The organism is Lysinibacillus zambalensis (assembly GCF_040183165.1).
Lineage (GTDB): Bacteria > Bacillota > Bacilli > Bacillales_A > Planococcaceae > Lysinibacillus > Lysinibacillus zambalensis.
Window position 1 is genome coordinate 16,190 of the sequence record NZ_JBEGDG010000029.1, and the last position, 17,796, is coordinate 33,985.

15 protein-coding genes and 1 riboswitch are annotated in these 17,796 nt (G+C 37.5%); of the genes, 9 read left to right on the forward strand and 6 right to left on the reverse strand.

What is annotated here, in order from left to right; translation table 11 throughout:
- Positions 1 to 52: 52 nt before the first annotated feature.
- On the reverse strand, positions 53 to 1,831 hold the full coding sequence (gene thiC, locus ABNX05_RS23445; RefSeq protein ID WP_349661897.1) for a phosphomethylpyrimidine synthase ThiC: 1,779 nt from the start codon (positions 1,829 to 1,831) through the stop codon (positions 53 to 55).
- Positions 1,832 to 2,154: 323 nt separating this feature from the next.
- Positions 2,155 to 2,269: riboswitch (TPP riboswitch) on the reverse strand.
- Positions 2,270 to 2,493: 224 nt separating this feature from the next.
- On the reverse strand, positions 2,494 to 3,423 hold the full coding sequence (locus ABNX05_RS23450) for an AEC family transporter (RefSeq protein ID WP_349661898.1): 930 nt from the start codon (positions 3,421 to 3,423) through the stop codon (positions 2,494 to 2,496).
- Between the two features lie 278 nt (positions 3,424 to 3,701).
- Here ABNX05_RS23450 and ABNX05_RS23455 point away from each other — a divergent pair, with 278 nt between their 5' ends.
- Positions 3,702 to 5,606 (forward strand): S-layer protein, encoded by a 1,905-nt coding sequence (locus tag ABNX05_RS23455; protein WP_349661899.1) that lies wholly within the window; start codon positions 3,702 to 3,704, stop codon positions 5,604 to 5,606.
- 207 nt (positions 5,607 to 5,813) lie between these two features.
- Positions 5,814 to 6,020, forward strand: coding sequence for a hypothetical protein (locus ABNX05_RS23460; RefSeq protein WP_349661900.1), 207 nt, complete (start codon positions 5,814 to 5,816; stop codon positions 6,018 to 6,020).
- A gap of 13 nt (positions 6,021 to 6,033) precedes the next feature.
- Here the strand turns inward: ABNX05_RS23460 and hepT are convergent, their stop codons facing one another.
- Positions 6,034 to 6,441, reverse strand: a complete 408-nt coding sequence (gene hepT, locus ABNX05_RS23465) for a type VII toxin-antitoxin system HepT family RNase toxin (protein WP_349661901.1) — start codon at positions 6,439 to 6,441, stop codon at positions 6,034 to 6,036.
- Positions 6,431 to 6,835, reverse strand: coding sequence for a type VII toxin-antitoxin system MntA family adenylyltransferase antitoxin (gene mntA / locus ABNX05_RS23470; protein WP_349661902.1), 405 nt, complete (start codon positions 6,833 to 6,835; stop codon positions 6,431 to 6,433). Before mntA ends, hepT begins: the two co-directional genes overlap by 11 nt.
- Before the next feature lie 409 nt (positions 6,836 to 7,244).
- Between mntA and ABNX05_RS23475 the strand changes: the two genes are divergently transcribed.
- The 4 genes from ABNX05_RS23475 (at position 7,245) to ABNX05_RS23490 (ending at position 11,275) form a co-directional block, all read left to right on the forward strand.
- Entirely contained in the window at positions 7,245 to 8,540 is a 1,296-nt protein-coding gene (locus ABNX05_RS23475; protein ID WP_349661903.1) for a hypothetical protein, read from the forward strand.
- Positions 8,541 to 8,938: 398 nt separating this feature from the next.
- The gene (locus ABNX05_RS23480; RefSeq protein WP_349661904.1) at positions 8,939 to 9,193 is read left to right on the forward strand and encodes a FeoA family protein; all 255 of its coding nucleotides are present in this window, start codon (positions 8,939 to 8,941) and stop codon (positions 9,191 to 9,193) included.
- Positions 9,190 to 9,909, forward strand: a complete 720-nt coding sequence (locus ABNX05_RS23485; RefSeq protein ID WP_349661905.1) for a FeoB small GTPase domain-containing protein — start codon at positions 9,190 to 9,192, stop codon at positions 9,907 to 9,909. Before ABNX05_RS23480 ends, ABNX05_RS23485 begins: the two co-directional genes overlap by 4 nt.
- A complete protein-coding gene (locus tag ABNX05_RS23490; protein ID WP_349661906.1) occupies positions 9,881 to 11,275 on the forward strand; it encodes a nucleoside recognition domain-containing protein in 1,395 nt (464 codons plus the stop codon). Before ABNX05_RS23485 ends, ABNX05_RS23490 begins: the two co-directional genes overlap by 29 nt.
- Positions 11,276 to 11,333: 58 nt before the next feature.
- On the opposite strand, the gene ABNX05_RS23495 is transcribed toward ABNX05_RS23490, so the two are convergent.
- Positions 11,334 to 12,089, reverse strand: a complete 756-nt coding sequence (locus tag ABNX05_RS23495; protein ID WP_349661907.1) for a DeoR/GlpR family DNA-binding transcription regulator — start codon at positions 12,087 to 12,089, stop codon at positions 11,334 to 11,336.
- A gap of 493 nt (positions 12,090 to 12,582) precedes the next feature.
- On the reverse strand, positions 12,583 to 14,010 hold the full coding sequence (locus tag ABNX05_RS23500; protein ID WP_349661908.1) for a rhamnulokinase: 1,428 nt from the start codon (positions 14,008 to 14,010) through the stop codon (positions 12,583 to 12,585).
- Positions 14,011 to 14,167: 157 nt separating this feature from the next.
- On the opposite strand from ABNX05_RS23500, the gene ABNX05_RS23505 reads away from it, so the two are divergent.
- The 3 genes from ABNX05_RS23505 (at position 14,168) to ABNX05_RS23515 (ending at position 17,481) form a co-directional block, all read left to right on the forward strand.
- The gene (locus tag ABNX05_RS23505) at positions 14,168 to 14,845 is read left to right on the forward strand and encodes a class II aldolase/adducin family protein (RefSeq protein WP_349661909.1); all 678 of its coding nucleotides are present in this window, start codon (positions 14,168 to 14,170) and stop codon (positions 14,843 to 14,845) included.
- Positions 14,846 to 14,906: 61 nt separating this feature from the next.
- On the forward strand, positions 14,907 to 16,346 hold the full coding sequence (gene aldA / locus ABNX05_RS23510; RefSeq protein ID WP_349661910.1) for an aldehyde dehydrogenase: 1,440 nt from the start codon (positions 14,907 to 14,909) through the stop codon (positions 16,344 to 16,346).
- A gap of 58 nt (positions 16,347 to 16,404) precedes the next feature.
- Positions 16,405 to 17,481: an alcohol dehydrogenase catalytic domain-containing protein gene (locus ABNX05_RS23515; RefSeq protein ID WP_349661911.1), complete on the forward strand. Its 1,077-nt coding sequence runs from the start codon at positions 16,405 to 16,407 to the stop codon at positions 17,479 to 17,481.
- Positions 17,482 to 17,796: the final 315 nt, after the last annotated feature.

Here is a 17,796-nt window from a genome sequence, read left to right on the forward strand (position 1 = left end):
ATGAACCAAAATAAGGCTCGTGCCTATGAAAAACACGAGCCTAGTCTAATAATTATTGATAAATTTGACTGCCCGCCTTTTTAAATTCCTTCGCCTTTTCCTGCATACCCTTATGGATAGCTTCAGTCGTATTTAGATCTTTTTCTTTTGCATAAGTACGAATATCCTGTGAGATTTTCATACTACAAAACTTAGGTCCGCACATTGAACAGAAGTGCGCAGTTTTTGCTCCTTCTGCTGGCAATGTTTCATCATGATATTCGACTGCACGCTCTGGATCTAACGAAAGGTTGAATTGATCGCGCCAGCGGAATTCAAAGCGTGCCTTAGATAGTGCATCATCACGTTGCTGTGCCCCCGGATGCCCTTTCGCTAAATCAGCAGCGTGTGCAGCAATTTTGTACGTAATAACCCCCACACGAACATCATCACGATTTGGTAAGCCAAGATGCTCTTTAGGCGTTACATAACATAGCATTGCCGTACCATACCAACCAATCATTGCAGCTCCAATGGCTGATGTAATATGATCATAGCCCGGAGCAATATCTGTCGTTAGTGGTCCTAACGTATAGAAAGGAGCTTCCTTACATACCTCTAACTGCTTGTCCATATTTTCTTTAATAAGATGCATCGGCACATGCCCTGGTCCTTCTACCATCACCTGTACATCATGCTCCCAGGCAATTTGCGTTAATTCCCCTAGCGTTTCCAGCTCCGCAAACTGAGCCTCATCATTTGCATCTGCAATAGAACCAGGACGTAAACCATCACCTAAAGAGAAGGCAACATCATAGGTTTTCATAATTTCGCAGATTTCTTCAAAATGAGTATATAAGAAGCTCTCTTGATGGTGATATAAACACCATTGCGCCATAATCGAGCCTCCTCGAGACACTATGCCAGTTACACGATTAGCCGTTAATGGCACATAGCGTAGCAATACCCCTGCATGAATCGTGAAGTAATCTACACCTTGCTCTGCTTGTTCGATTAACGTATCACGATACACCTCCCACGTTAAATCCTCTGCCACACCATTTACTTTTTCTAGCGCTTGATAAATCGGCACCGTTCCTACTGGCACCGCAGCATTACGGATAATCCATTCACGCGTCGTATGAATATGCTTACCCGTCGATAAATCCATAATGTTATCAGCACCCCAGCGTGTAGCCCACGTCATTTTTTCTACCTCTTCTGCAATAGAGGATGACACCGCTGAATTTCCAATATTGGCGTTAATTTTCACGTGGAAGTTGCGTCCAATAATCATTGGCTCTGCCTCAGGGTGATTAATATTAGATGGCAAAATTGCACGCCCCGCCGCTATCTCTGAGCGCACGAACTCGGGATCCATATTTTCACGAATCGCTACAAACTCCATTTCTGGAGTAATAATTCCCTTTCGTGCATAGTGAAGCTGCGTTACATTTTTGCCTTTTTTCGCACGTAAAGGCCTTCTAGATAAATCCGGAAACACATTTTCATTCATTCGTGGATCATCAGCTTTGCGGAATCCGTTATCTTCTGGCTTGATCGTACGACCTTCGTATTCCTCAACGTCACCTCGTTCTTTGATCCATGCACTACGTAAAGCTGGCAATCCTTTCGTAATATCCACCTTATGTGCAGGTTCAGTGTACGGGCCACTCGTATCATAAACACGCACTGGTGCATTTTCCTCTTCACCAAAGCTTCCTGTCGTCGGACTCAAGGCAATCTCACGCATTGGCACTAAAATATCTGGTCGAGAACCTTCTACGTAAACTTTTTTACTTCCTTCAAAACTTGACATAATCGTAATATTCTTTTCGCTAATTGTTGTCATAAACTACTTCGCTCCCTTTTATATTAATATAAGGACCGAATCTAGCTCACCCAACAAAAATCAATTTCGCCTTGGCGTAATTGCGTCCGGATTTTGAATTGTGCCCGCACAATTCATTCCTTTTAAAATCCGTGACATCCGCCGGAGGCTTGTCTTCATTCAGCAGGCGTTTGGGCACCTACTAGTTAGGAAGCTTCACCGCATACATTTCATCACCTGGAAAGATAGGAGTCTTCTGCTGAATGAAGACAAAAAGCCGAATCCAAAAAAATTTTGGATCCGGCTAAGAATGTAAAGGTATAGTTATTGCAAATAACGTAGTGTGCAATAATGGTTAACTTTCCCACGCTGGTATGAGCCAGATCAGGTCCAAAGGGTCAAGAAACCTCTATGCGTTTCCCTCTCAGCCTGACTCATCAGACTCCCCTAGTTAATACTATTAAGTTTGATGCTAGTGTAGCAGATATTGCTAATAGATGGAAGCTTCATTTGATTATTTTTGGCACATTCATCAAGAATCAGCGTCAGATTAGACTTTGGCGCACAACTTCACGTTATCTGATGAGTTCATATGCTTTGAAGATTTATCGGAACAAAATCTCATTTTATCGGAACAATTTTAGTTTTTATCAACTATGGACAATCAAATGAGCACCTAGCCATTAGGTAAACAACAACTCCGCTACATAAATCACAATTGTCACTGTAATACAGCTCACAATCGTTGAAAATAAAACTGTTTGTGCAGCAGTTGCCGATTCTACGTCATATTCTAATGCCAGACTGGAACTATTTCGCGATGTCGGGAACGAACTAGCTATAAAAAGTGATTGTGCCACGACACCGTCAAGACCAAGAGCAAAAATGATAAGCAATGCTACGGCAGGCCCTATGATTAATCGTGTAAAACAACTAATGTATACCATCTTATTAAACATAGATTTTATTTCAAGTTGGGATAGCTGTGCCCCTAAAGTTATTAATGCTACAGCGATAAAGCCATCTGCCACATGGTCTATCGGAATTTTTACGAACTGCGGTATAGGGATATTAAAATAGTTCATAGTAACGCCAATAATAAGTGCATGAATAATAGGCATTTTGAGGAAATCCTTCAAAATTGACATACCTGATTTTGTTGAAGAAATTAAATTGTACAAGCCGTAAGTATACGTCGTCATATTTTGAAATATAACGAGAATAACTTGAATCGCTACCCCAATCGGCTGAGTCACGAAAATCATTTGGGCAACTGGAATACCATAGTTGCCTGAATTAATAAGGACAACGCTATTTTTAAACACCGCAGCCTCTGTTTTTACTAAACCGAGCCCCTTTGCTAGAAAGTGACTAAGGACCATTTGGCTTCCGATAAAGAGTAGAATAAAAAACGCAACTTCCCCAAGTACAGACAATTCTATACTCGTTTCATATAAATTCACAAAAACAGCTGCTGGCATAAAGCAGTATGTAATAAGTTGAGATAGCGCCTTTAAATTAAAACGAAATTTCCTTTGTAAAACTGCGCCAAGTACTAGAAGCACTAAAATCGGAGCGACAATTTGAAAGAAAATCATACCGAGATACACCATAGTGTTGTCCCCCTTTCCTCTCCTATAGTAGTGCTGTTTGTAAACTCGGTCAATGTACTTCAGCGTTCACTCATCCTGTCTTTTTCATCATGTTCAAACAATAGCAAAGGCTCTTGGAAGGATGATTTACCCTCTCAAACTACGAGTTATTAAAATAATTGAAGGAAAAAGGCCTATTATTTCATTAAATTAATATAGTAAAATACCCCATTCGCGCACTAAACTGAAGAAATATATGATATATTATCCATTAAATACAATGATTGGAGCGACAAGAAATGAAGAATAAAGTATTTTCTACTTTTATGGCTACCGCTATTACAGCAACCTTAATTGTGCCTGTATCAACTGCGAATGCCACTTCTAATGATGTATCTTTAAACCACTCAGTTCAAATCGACGGGCAAGTAGCTGCAGCCAAAACAAAGGGACAAAATGTTACTATTACCAGCATCGCTAATGATAAAGTACGCACATCCAATGGCCAATTTAAAATTAGTAAGTCATTGAAGCCCCTCTTAAACACATCCAATAATGCTGCATTGGCGAATGCTGCAGCTACTATTGTCGTAAAGAACGGTGAAATTACAAGTATTACATCACTAACACTAACTAAAGGTGGAACAAAAAATAAAGCGTTAAATTTTGATGGCGGCGATGCGCAAATTGATGGAAGCCTAACTGTAAATGCGGATTATGTAAAAGTTCAAAATGTCACTATTGAAGAGGAGCTTATCGTAACGAATCGTGTGAAGAAGGCCATTACAATTGATGACGTTGCTATTGGGGATACAATTACTTTTAGACCTTTATTGACTAAAAATAGTAATTGGTTAAATGTTTCTTTAAAAGATATTAAATCTCCAAACATTAACTTAAAACGTACTAAAGTGAGTGTGACTTCTGACAAATCTATTTCGAAAGTCGACGTAGTTGGTAAAGTTACTGCATTTGAAGTAACGGCCAATGTTGATAAACTAACTATCGATGTTGAGAAAGATTTCACCCTTTACGGAAAAGGCACAATTGAGCAAGTGGTTGTCAAACATGGGGCAAAGGTGGCATTAAATTCGGGGCATCTAATTAACAAAGTGCAGGTGGATGATAAAAAAGCCTCTGTGACATTACCTGTTTTAAATAAAACGGAGCTTAGTAATTTAGTAGCTTCACCTCCATACGTTGCAGTATCTGTTAATGGATATGACATTTCAGTAACTGAGAAATGGACAACGCAGGCTGAACGTACAACATTCGAATCAGCCGTAAGCAGCGCAAGAACAGTAGTTAATAATTCTTACGCTTCTCAGGAACAAGTAAACAATGCGATTACACAGTACAAAAATGCATTAAACGTTTATCGTGCTGTGCAAAAAAGCGGAACAAAATATGTTTATGGTGATAAGTCTTCACTACAATCGATGATCAATTCTGTTCAGTATGTAAAGGTTTCTTGGAACAATGGTAATGATGTAGCTTCTTATGAACCTTGGACAACTCAAAGTGAGAAGGATGCTCTAACCTCTGCCGTTTCATCTGCTCAATATGTTGTAAATAATTACTATGCAACACAGTCTGATATTACAAATGCAATTAGCAATTTGAACTACGCCATCACAATTTATAAGAATGCACAAAAATATGGCACTTATCAATATAATGCCGATCGATCTTCCCTTTTTTCACTTATTAACTCTGTTCAGTATGTAACCGTTTCTGTAAATGGATCTGAATTATCCTACAATGTAGTTTGGACGACGCAAAGTGAAAAAGACGCTCTAGTTTCTGCTGTTTCATACGCACAAGGTATTGCAAACAATAGCTCATCGTCTCAGTCGGATATTTCGTATGCCTATCAATATTTATATAATGCCATTTCAACTTATAGGAGTAATTATAAATCTGGTGTGAATCATTGGCATTACGTTGATAAATCTTGGTTAACATCACTCATTAATTCTGTTCAGTATGTAAAAGTTTCTGCGAATGGCGATGGCTCTGATATCCCTTATTATGAACTATGGACAACAGAAAGAGAAAAACGCAGTCTAGAAAAAGCAGTTCAACACGCTCAATCCGTTGCCAGTAACGTCTATGCCTCTTCGTACGAAGTGACAGAGGCTATTAACAAATTAAACAAGGCGATCGACATCTATAAAGATGCTCAAAGTTCAGGTAAACAATAAAAAAATTGAAAGGACTTGGCACTAAGCCAAGTCCTTTTCAAACTCAAAAAATCAATTATACCTCTGGAATCGTGGCGTCGGCTTCGACAGTTCTATCCGTCGCTTTGATGAGTCTATCCGTCGCTTCGGCAGTTCTTTCCGTCGCTTTGATGAGTCTATCCGTCGCTTCGATTTCTATCCGTCGCTTCGGCAGTTCTTTCCGTCGCTTTGATTTCTATCCGTCGCTTCGGCGGTTCTTTCCGTCGCTTTGATGAGCCTATCCGTCGCTTCGGCGGTTCTTTCCGTCGTTTTGATGAGCCTATCCGTCGCTTCGGCGGTTCTTTCCGTCGCTTTGATGAGTCTATCCGTCACTTCCACGATTCTATCCGTTTTACACTACATAACAACAGGCTAGGAAGTTTCTATACTATATAGCCTGTTGTTTCTTTTATATAAGCAATACTGCCTCTGTATAGGCTTTAAAATCATTTAAATGATTCTTAATAATTGCTTGAAGTATATCTAAATCGATAGCTTGATAATCATGCACAGCAATATTTCGAAACCCAACCATATTCATTAATGTTTTAGCCAATGCATGGTCAATAATTTCATTTTCCTCAAGATACTTAAATGCTTCGCGGCTCGTTTTAGGCAGACCAAACTTTAATTCACTAACAATATGCATCGCCAAATCAATACTAGCTTCACACGCACGTTGGATATTCAAAATAATACTATCCTGTTTCGTGATGTCTTGCAAATTCTCTGGATTATCACAATACACCTCGTTAACACGGTTCACACAGCGTTCGATTGTTGCAATTTTATTTAAAATAACATCATTATTCGCCATAGACATTACCCCTCTCTTCAATTGCTTTCAGAATTCCTGCACGTTGTTCATTTAATGTCACATACATTGATAGAGTTTTCATTCGTTCCTTCACAAAGGTGCTTTCATCTTGGCAATCAATGATTCTACCACTCGAATAAATTTGTGCCGCAAACACTGTATCAATTGATTTCATATCAATTAAATCGACATCCACATTACAAGACTGCGCAATTTCTCCAGCTAATAGAAAACGTTCATAACCTGAGAGCGGTTTATCTGTAAAATATGCAATATCCAAATCACTATCTTCACGTTCCAAACCCTTCGCATAAGAACCAAAAACAATAACAAACGCTGGATTAACAGCCAAGGCTAGCTTTTCAACAACTACCTTCTGCCAGTTTTGTTGCAAATAAAACACCCCCGCTCCTTATTAAATTCATTATAACAAACTCTCCCCTTCGTATGAGGTTTCTAACTGTCTGTTCCGGGAGTTTATCCATTAGTTGGTAGGTCCTATCCCTCTCTCTTAAAAAAGGGACTTGCTTTCCATTCATATTTTTCATAAGTACATAAGACACAAAGTATTTAAAAATTACATAATCAATCTACCTATTCACTTAAAATATACATGAAAAAATCCTAAGATATGATAAAATTGGTTTACCAACATATATTAGGAAATCACTGTCTAGACACGACTCTTTTCGGCAGGTAAATAATAAACCATTTCACAAGACAATCAAAGGTTTCACACAGGGTAAAAGACCTACATATTACCCATCACACTTATCCAAAACCAATAGGAGGTTTCCCGTATTATGAAAAACAAAAGAAAATTGGCCTTACTAGCCCTAGTTGCGGTCCCTTCACTAATCTATACTGCACCTACTACGTCAGCATCAGCTGCTACTATTACTGGCCATTCAAAAACTGCTTACATATACGATTATTATTACTACAACGCTAACGTTTCGAATGTTGTTTGGCTTATTTCAAATATTAATGATACAACAGCTTCGTTCCAAACAAATTTAGAAGCAGCCAATAAAGCCTACGATAAGTTAACTGAAACGGAAAAACAATATGTTACAAATTATTCTACGCTGTCAAATCATCGTCAGACAAAAGTTGCGTATCGTAAGCTTGCTGACCAAATTGAAGAGAAATTAGCTTCAGTGGAATCAACTTCCATTAATTACTACCAAAATGTTGTGGAAACGAAAGATTGGTACAATACGTTAAATGCAGCCCAAAAATCCTTTGTGAGCCCGGAATCACAAAAAATACTGACATCCTATATCACGCCCAATACATCTATCGATCAAGTGGTCAATAAAATCCAATTATTAAATTCTTCTCGCATTACCTTCCATCAGGATGTAGCGGACGCTAGAGCTGAGCTTAATGCACTTCGAAGATATTCATACGTCTATTTACCTGCTGGTATCGAAAAGATGTTAGTAGATGCTGAACAGCTTGTTGCGAAGGATAAGGCGGCAGCTAAGGAAGTAGAAAACGCTATTGCAGCTTTATCGCCTAAAACGTCTACTGCTCAAGATGTACAGGCAGCGAAAACAGCCTTCGAGGCTTTAACACCTGTGCAGCAGCAGCTTGTACCAAATGTCTGGACTTTAGTAGACTTTGTGAATGGAAAATATGATTTACCTAAAGGGAACGGGTCGAAAAAGCCAATTTCATCGGATATAGCAGCCGTACCAGGTAAAACTACAGCTATGACGAAAAACAAAAATACCTATACAGCAAAAATCAACGTTGCAGACACGGAAAATAGTGCAGATCGCTTCGTTTTAACGACAAAATCGAACATGACTGTGATTATTCCACCACTAGGAACTCTTCTTAATGAAGATACTGGTGTTATGGAAATTAGCATTACAAAAAAATCGAATCGTATTACATTCCAGGCAACATTAAATGATAAACCAGTTGAATTTGAGGCGAACATGGAAATTATTATTAATAATTTATCACCGAATGCCTCCATCGTTCGTACCAATACTTTTGGCAAACCAGTACCAGCTGATTATACAGTAGAAGGAAATCGTACTTTCATTCAAACAAATTCCTCTGCTTCATTCCTAATCCAAGAGTGATCTCCTAATAGAAAAATCATGACCCTCTGCCGATACTTTTTAGTAGCAGAGGGTTTAATATATTTTTTTGCTCCGCTATTGCCTCTTCAAAGCGGATCCCCTCTTATCTATAGACACTTATAACGAACCCCTCATAAAGAAAAACTTTTCATATCCTTACATCAAAACTTTGCTCGCTTTGTATGCTAAACAACTCCCCATTTTTCAACACTTCTTAGCCCAATATAAATGTGCCATCATTTCCTTCATTAGGACGCTCTTTTATCACGTTCTTTCAAAAAGATTTCAGAAAACTATTGACAATTGTCATAAAACAGGCATAATCATTAATAAAGTTTCCTTAGAGAAACAATATGACGTTCGGGAAATATTATTATAGAAAGGAATAAAAAATTCGTATGGAAAAAACATTGATACCTCTTTCTAAATGCTCGTTTGGAGATTGCTTTTTAATAAAAGAAATAAACATTAAGGGTCCTTTAAGAAGGAGATTATTAGATTTAGGCTTTGTAAAAGGCGCAGAAATCTTCGTTCTACGTAAAAGTCCTTTAGGAGATCCTGTCGCTTATCGTGTAAGCAATACAACGATTGCATTACGCAATGATGAAAGCTCTATGATTTTAGGCGAAATTGTTAGGAGGAATACAAAGTGAGGATAAATCGAATTGCTTTAGCAGGTAACCCAAATACCGGTAAAAGTACATTGTTTAATACATTAACGGGATTGAAGCAGCACACTGGAAACTGGCCCGGGAAAACGGTTATTCATGCAGAAGGTTCTTTTGAACATAACGGAGAGCAATATGTACTCGTGGATTTACCCGGGACCTATTCTTTATTTTCCAATTCAGCTGATGAAGAAGTCGCAAGAGACTATATTATTTTTGACCAGCCGGATGCAACGATCGTTGTGCTCGATGCAACATCATTAGAAAGAAATTTAAATCTTGCACTCCAAGTTTTAGAAATGACGAATAATGTTATCATTTGTATCAATTTAATCGATGAAGCTGAGAAAAAAGGGATCCGAATTGATGACAAGAAATTGGCTCGTGAGCTAGGAGTCCCTGTTGTCAAAATATCAGCAAGAAATAAAAAAGGGATTCAACAATTGCTCGATACGTTAAGTCAACTGGTGAAGGGGCAAATTGTTACAACGCCGTATCGTATGACATATTCGAAAGAAATAGAGGAAGCCATTACAAAGATTGAATCGAAATTAGAAGGTTATTTTGATGAAAAATATCCATCGAGATGGGTTGCCCTTCGCTTACTTGATGGTGATGAGGAATTAATCTTAAAACTACAACATCATAATAAACAGCACGAGGTGAGAACGAATGGAGTCCCAGTCAGTGTTAAATCATAATTCACTTAAGGCTATTTTAGCTGAAGTGAACGAGGTTTCGAATGAGGATATTCGAGATGAAATCGTTAGTGATATTTATACTAAAAGCAAATCTTTATGTAAAAAAGTAGTATCACAGCAACCTGCAATGTACAGATCTGATAAATTAGATGAAATTTTCACATCCCGTATTTGGGGATTCCCTATTATGCTTATCTTACTAGGGACTGTCTTTTACATTACTATCGCTGGGGCAAACGTACCATCAGATATGTTAGCAAACTTATTTGGCTATCTAGAAGGTAAGCTAACCTTTCTTTTTGAAGCGATGCACGCACCCGAATGGTTACATGGTGTTTTAGTGCTTGGGCTATTTAGAGGTACAGGATGGGTTATTAGTGTTATGCTGCCGCCAATGGCTATATTCTTCCCTATGTTCGCTCTATTAGAAAACTACGGTTATTTACCACGTGTAGCATTTAATATGGACCGTTTATTCAAACGAGCTGGTGGACACGGGAAACAATCATTAACAATGGCAATGGGCTTTGGCTGTAATGCCGCTGCTATCATGTCAACGAGAATAATAGAATCTCCTCGGGAACGAATGTTAGCCATTTTAACGAACAATTTTGTTCCTTGCAACGGAAGATGGCCAACACTTATTTTATTAGCATCATTATTTATGGTAACTGGTTTTTCAGGTGCAGCAGGTACATTTGTAACAGCTGCCATTTTAATAGGATTTGTTATGTTGGGCGTCGTTGTGACATTATCTGTGTCCTGGGTTCTTTCTAAAACCGCATTAAAGGGTGTACCTACCCATTACACTTTGGAACTTCCACCATTTCGAAGACCAAAGTTCTGGAATACAATTTTAAGAGCCAGTCTTGATAAAGCATGGTATGTATTAAAAAGAGCTGTTGTCGTTGCAGCGCCTGCCTCTATTTTGACTTGGGTATTCGCTAATATTTACGTTGGTAATACGAGTATTCTAATGCATTTCATTAACTTTTTAGATCCATTTGGTCAGGCTCTTGGTATGGATGGCTTTATTATGGCTGCATTTATTCTTGGGCTACCAGCCAATGAAATTGTAATCCCTATCTTAATTATGGCGTATTTATCGCAAGGAGCTATGCTAGAAATTGAGGATTTATCGAAGCTAAAACAAGTGTTTATCGACCAAGGCTGGACGTGGCTCACAGCTTTAAACATGATGTTATTCTCACTGCTACACTTCCCTTGCGGAACGACTTTAGTCAATATTTATAAAGAAACAAAAAGTCCAAAGTGGACATTTATGTCATTTTTAATTCCAACGGTTATTGCTATTGGCGCGACTTGGCTAACGGCGACAGTTGCTCGAGCGTTTGGTTGGGTGTGATGATGGGAGGGGCTGTTTATTAGCCCCTCTTTTTTATTTATTGAATACACTAATGTTTTCAATATATTAGCTGGACATCATTTGCTTTCAGTTTCTCTATCCATTCTGTGGATGGTTTTTTGTCTGTTACAAGAACATCGATATCACTAAGATCAAAAAGCTTTAAAAATGCTGATTTATCAAATTTGGTCTGATCTACTAGCAAGAGATTGATTTTAGAATTTTTAAGCATTATTTTTTTCAATTCCGCTTCCGGCTCATTAGATTCTGTAATACCATGTTCCAGCGATATCCCCTTGCAGCTAAATACATGAATATCTGCAAAATATCTATTAACGGTAGCTTCTGCAGCAGGACCAACTAAGGAAAGTGATTTTTTTCGCAACTCTCCCCCTGTTGAAATAATTTGAAAGTGTGAATCACTAAACTCATTTAATATTTTTATGGAATTAGTAATTAACGTTAAATCTTGTTTATCATATAATGCTTTGACTAATTCTAACGCTGTCGAACTCGGGTCAACCATTAATTTATCTCCATCTTTAATCAGATGATGTATTTTCGAAACGATTGATTTTTTTAAATCTATATTAAGAGAAGTCCTTGTATTAAAAGGTAAATCCTCTGAGCCGTTTCGGTTTATTACAGCCCCCCCATAAGTTCTTGATACAATTCCCTTTTTATCTAATTTCTCAAGATCTCTTCGAATGGTTTCCTCTGTGACTGAAAATTTTTGACTTAGTTCAGAGACATAAACTTTCTTTTCTATTTGGATTAAATCTATTATTTTTTGCAATCGTTCTTTTGGTAACATAATAAATCCCCATTTTCCTTTTATTTTCCCCTTTAAAAGTCGAGACGATAATTTCCAAGCAACAGCGGAGGAACTATCTCGTTTTGAATATGATATTACTGCCCGTTAGAAAACCGATAAAATTCGATTAGATCTATAATTGCTATCGCCAATTTTCCACCGAGAAGAAATAAATTATTCCACTAGTACATCTGATGATTTTTCACTTTGTATAACACATTGTACTTAGGAAAGAAGATAATTACAAAAATTAGTAACAGTAGTATAGTATCGATTAAAAAAATGAAAAGGTCAAAGCGAAAACTCCTTATCGTGTTACTAGATAACAATAACGATACGTGAATTTTCGCTTTTTTCAAAGTGTATTCTCTTTAAACTATTCAATTTTCCGTAGATATTTTTGTTAGAGAAAGTGAATCTCTAAACAAAATAGGCAGGAGGACGTTACTTGATTTTGAAGAACTATGCTAGAACTTACTGACTCTTACTACCTTCAAGTTTGTGGTTCATATACTTTTAAGGAAACAGACTTTTTTATGATCTGTCTTATTTCTGACTGAGTTGAGACCTCTCCTAAAGCATATAGTTGAATCATTATATTTCCTAGAACACTAGATTCAACAGGACCGGCTATTACTTTCTTGTTTGTTACATTAGCAGTCATTTGGCATAATAACTCGTCCTGAATACCGCCTCCAACCATATGAATGTGCTTTATTTTTTTACCAGTAATACTCTCAAGGTTAAGTAATTGATTGTTAAATTCTTGTGTTAATCCGTTATAGATAGCAATTGCCCATTCACCTAGATTATCAGGTTTGCCTTGGTTTGTAGAAATGCAATAGGCATCGACAGCTTCCATGACATTATCCGGTGATAAAAATAAAGCATGATTTGGATTAATAGAAAAGTTTTTATTCGATAACTTCGCAGCATTAATAATATCAGCAAAATCTAATTCTCTTGTAAACATTTCATTATAGTGCTTTTTTAATTGTTGCAATAAAAACATGCCATTAATATTTTTAAGAAATCTAATCGAATTTAGTACCCCGCCCTCATTACTAAAAGACTCTTTCAAAGATTTTTCATTAACTATAGGATTTTGGATCTCAAGTCCTAATAAAGACCAAGACCCACAAATTAAATAAGCACTATCTTCATTTTCTATTGGTATTCCAGCAACAGCACTAGCAGTATCATGACTTCCTACTGAGATCACCGGAACTGAATTACTCATACCGATTTTTCTCATATGTTTTTTATCTAACATTCCGTAAATCTCGCCAGGGAAAATGATTTCCTGAAAAAGGCGTTTAGGAAATCCTAATCTCTTAATAATGTCACAGTCCCATTGCTTGCCCTCTACATTCAGTAGTTGACTAGTGGATGCAATTGTATATTCCGTCTTTTTGTTTCCCGTTAAAAAATAATTAAATAAATCCGGCATAAACAATAAATGTTCAGCCTGTCGATTTAGCTCTGGGCTATTTTTGAATTCCGCATATAATTGATAAACTGTATTGAAGGGTAAAAATTGTATGCCCGTTTTAGAATAGAATTCTTCAAATTGAATTGGCAATTTTGAAGAAATACCTTCTGTCCTAGTATCCCGATAATGGAATGGCCAATGAATAGGTTGTCCTTCTTTATTTAAAAGACAGTAATCAACTCCCCAAGTATCAATTCCGATACTATTAAATTCCACCATATTCTTTGAAGCCACTTCTAACCCACTTACTATATGTTTATACAAAAGTTCAAGATTCCAATGTAAATGATTATTTATTGTAACTGGTTCATTTTTAAACCGATAAATCTCTTCTAAAATGACCTTTTCTCCATCGTAAACCCCCGCTATTAGTCTTCCGCTTGATGCACCAAAATCAAAAGCTAGGCATTTTCTGTATTTAGTCATCATATTCTCACCATCCCTATTTCATTTTACTCCACACCCCACTCCAAAAACAACATAAACAGACATAAATAAAGAAATTTATTTCTGTTTATGTTGACAAGAAAGAATTAAAGACATAGAATCTAGCTAAGATTTAGAAATTAGTAAGGAGAGAACTGTAATGAATAATTCAGAACAATTTTTAAAAGAACAAATATGCGACATAGGAAAAAGAATGTATATGAAAGACATGGGGGCCGCAAATGATGGAAACATTTCTGTTAAAATTTCAGAAAATTCTTTCTTGTGTACCCCGACAGGAGTTTCTAAAGGGTTTATGACCCCAGATATGATATGCAAGATTAATAGTCAAGGAGAGTTAATGGAGGAAAATTCATTAAACACAAAGCCATCCTCGGAAATTAAGATGCATTTACGTGTTTATGAGGAACGTCCCGACGTAACAGCAGTTGTACATGCTCATCCCTTATATGCCACTGCCTTCGCAATTTGCGGGATACCGCTTAATAAACAAATAATGCCTGAATCAACTATTTTTTTAGGAGAAGTTCCTATAGCAGAATATGGGACTCCCTCCACAGAAGAATTACCTAATTCAATCGTTCCTTACCTTCAAAATCATGATGCCATTTTATTAGCCAATCATGGTGCACTAACTTGCGGAATCGACTTAATGAGTGCTTATTTCAAAATGGAGTCCATGGAATTTTATGCGAAGCTTCTTTATCTAACTTCATTAATTGGAAAACCAAAGGAGTTAACAAAAGAACAAGTAACAACATTGGTTCAATTACGCGAGGAAAAATTCAAAGTTCCTGGTCGTTTTCCTAATCTCTAGGGATACACAAATAACTAGTTTTTATTTTTGAAAATACATTTTGCAGGGAGATGTAAAGATTATGAGAAAATATCAAATGTACATTAACGGGCGATTTGTTAGTTCTAGCTCAGGTGAGCAAACACAAGTCATTAATCCAGCAACGGAAGAAATTATTTCAGAGGTTCCTAAAGGTACTGTGGAGGATGTACGACTAGCAATTGATTCCGCTGAGAAAGCACAAAAGGATTGGGCAAAACTTCCGTCTATTGAGAGAGGACTGTACTTACAAGCAATTTCTAAAGAAATACGTGAAAATGCTCCAATTTTAGCGCGCACAATATCAGAGGAAATGGGAAAGACTCTTTCCCTTTCTGAAACAGAGGTTAACTTTACTGCAGATTATATAGATTATATGGCAGGCTGGGCAAGACGATATGAAGGAGAAATCGTACAAAGTGATCGACCAAATGAGCAAATTTTTATTCATAAAGAACCGATTGGCGTTATAGCTGGTATTTTACCATGGAATTTCCCATTTTTCTTAATTGCTCGTAAAGCAGCACCTGCTTTAATCACAGGTAATACGATTGTTCTAAAGCCAAGTGATTTATCCCCTAATAATGCGTTAGAGTTTGCAAAGATCATTGATCAAGTAGGCTTGCCTAAAGGAGTTATCAATATAGTAACAGGTAGCGGAACGACACTTGGACAAGAGTTGGCTGGCAATTCAAAGGTAGGAATGGTGAGTTTAACAGGAAGCTACAATGCTGGTGCTGCTGTTATGCGGGCAGCGGCAGAAAATATTACAAAAGTATCTTTGGAATTGGGAGGAAAAGCACCTGCTATTGTGATGGATGATGCGGACCTAGATTTAGCAGTACGTTCAATTGTAGCCTCTCGTGTCATTAATACAGGACAAGTATGTAACTGCACAGAACGTGTTTATGTTCATAAAGACATAGCAGATGATTTTATAAATAAGATAACACAAGCAATGTCCGAGGTAACCTATGGAGACCCATTAATTAATCAAGAGATTGCTATGGGACCTCTTTCTAGTAAAGATGCACTCGAATCGGTAGAGAAAATGGTACAGGAAGCTGTTGCTAATGGAGCTACGATCTTAACAGGCGGTAAGCGCTCTTCACAAGAAAAGGGTTATTATTATGAACCAACTGTACTTGTAAATGTAAATAATGAAATGGAAATTATGCGTCAGGAAATTTTCGGTCCTGTACTTCCAATTGCTACTTTCAATAACTTAGATGAAGCGCTTAAACTCGCTAATGATTGTGAGTACGGTCTAACATCTTCAATTTTCACACAAAACTTAGATGTAACAATTCGTGCAAGCAAGGAATTAGAGTTTGGAGAAACGTATGTTAATCGTGAAAACTTTGAAGCTATACAAGGTTTCCATGCTGGATGGAAAAAGTCAGGTATCGGTGGTGCCGATGGAAGACATGGTCTAGAAGAATATTTACAAACCCATGTTGTCTATCTTCAAAGTAATCTTTAAATATAGTAGTAGATATTATGTTTTCTGAAAATATAGATAACAACAAAGGAGGATAATCATGTCAAATGTAGCTAGTAAAATGAGAGCCGTTGTATGCCATGGTCCCGGCGAATATTTACTTGAATCTGTGGATGTACCTTCTCCAGAAGCAGGTGAAATCCTGATTAAGGTAGAAGCTTGTGGTATTTGTGCAGGTGATGTTAAAGCTTGGGATGGCGCCCCTATGTTCTGGGGCGGAGAGGATGGTCAGCCTAGTTATGTAAAAACTCCAGTCATCCCAGGGCATGAATTTGTAGGAACGGTAGTTAAGGTAGGTAAAGGCGTGACAGAGTTTTCTGTTGGAGACCGCCTTATTTCAGAGCAAATTGTACCTTGTAATACTTGTCGATATTGTAAGCGCGGTCAATACTGGATGTGTGAAAAGCATGATATATACGGTTTTCAGTTCAATGTGAATGGCGGAATGGCGGAATATATGAAGTTCCCAGTGAATGCCATTAACCATAAAGTTCCACATGATTTACCTATTGAAAAAGCTATTCTAATCGAACCGTATGCGTGTTCAATGCATGCAGTAAATCGAGCTAATATTCAAATAGGTGATTTTGTTGTCATCTCAGGCGCTGGAACGCTTGGACTAGGAATGGTAGCAGCAGCTAAATTGCGAAGTCCTGGTACATTAGTAGTTTTAGATATACGAGACGATCGATTAGAACTTGCTAAACAATTTGGGGCTGATATCGTTCTTAACCCTTCAAAGATAGATGTAGTGGAGGAAATTAAAAATATGACAGAGGGTTATGGGTGTGATGTTTATATAGAAGCAACTGGCGCACCTGCTAGTGTTATTCAAGGCTTACATGCCATCCGAAAGCTTGGGCGCTTTGTAGAATTTAGTGTGTTTTCAAGTCCGGTTACTGTCGATTGGAGTATTATAGGTGATCGTAAAGAGCTTGATATTTTAGGTGCACACTTAGGACCATACTGTTATCCAAATGTTATTAATGGAATTGCATCTGGTGCACTCCCTACTGAGGGCGTAGTTACTCATAAACTTCCTCTAGAAGAGTTTAAGAAAGGCTTTGAAATGGTCAAAAGCGGAGTCGGCTCTTTAAAAGTTATTTTAATACCGTAGATCAAAAATGGGTCCCCAGAAAAAACAATACATTCAAAGGTTAGGAACCCTTGTCATTCTCGTATAGTTTTATAGCGGAGCGACTACCATCGAATACTCCCCCTCCTACAGGTGGCGGGATAAATACGATTGTAGAAGTATTATTGTAAACAGACGGTAACTAAATTAAAGGTATTAAACTAAAGCGCCACTTCAAATGGTCACGCGGCAATTAATCTGTCTGAAGTCAAATCGACTTAAAACGATAGCTAACTCCCCTGTCCCCTGCAGGTTTTATGGCACAGCTCAAAACCGTGAGACAATAATCAAGGCGTA

Bases quoted from the DNA above. Each gene is read 5' to 3' on its own strand.
- thiC (WP_349661897.1), bottom strand. From the start codon at position 1,831: ATGACAACAATTAGCGAAAAGAATATTACGATTATGTCAAGTTTTGAA.
- ABNX05_RS23450 (WP_349661898.1), bottom strand. From the start codon at position 3,423: ATGGTGTATCTCGGTATGATTTTCTTTCAAATTGTCGCTCCGATTTTA.
- ABNX05_RS23455 (WP_349661899.1), top strand. From the start codon at position 3,702: ATGAAGAATAAAGTATTTTCTACTTTTATGGCTACCGCTATTACAGCA.
- hepT (WP_349661901.1), bottom strand. From the start codon at position 6,441: ATGGCGAATAATGATGTTATTTTAAATAAAATTGCAACAATCGAACGC.
- ABNX05_RS23475 (WP_349661903.1), top strand. From the start codon at position 7,245: ATGAAAAACAAAAGAAAATTGGCCTTACTAGCCCTAGTTGCGGTCCCT.
- ABNX05_RS23480 (WP_349661904.1), top strand. From the start codon at position 8,939: ATGGAAAAAACATTGATACCTCTTTCTAAATGCTCGTTTGGAGATTGC.
- ABNX05_RS23490 (WP_349661906.1), top strand. From the start codon at position 9,881: ATGGAGTCCCAGTCAGTGTTAAATCATAATTCACTTAAGGCTATTTTA.
- ABNX05_RS23495 (WP_349661907.1), bottom strand. From the start codon at position 12,089: ATGTTACCAAAAGAACGATTGCAAAAAATAATAGATTTAATCCAAATA.
- ABNX05_RS23500 (WP_349661908.1), bottom strand. From the start codon at position 14,010: ATGATGACTAAATACAGAAAATGCCTAGCTTTTGATTTTGGTGCATCA.
- ABNX05_RS23505 (WP_349661909.1), top strand. From the start codon at position 14,168: ATGAATAATTCAGAACAATTTTTAAAAGAACAAATATGCGACATAGGA.
- aldA (WP_349661910.1), top strand. From the start codon at position 14,907: ATGAGAAAATATCAAATGTACATTAACGGGCGATTTGTTAGTTCTAGC.
- ABNX05_RS23515 (WP_349661911.1), top strand. From the start codon at position 16,405: ATGTCAAATGTAGCTAGTAAAATGAGAGCCGTTGTATGCCATGGTCCC.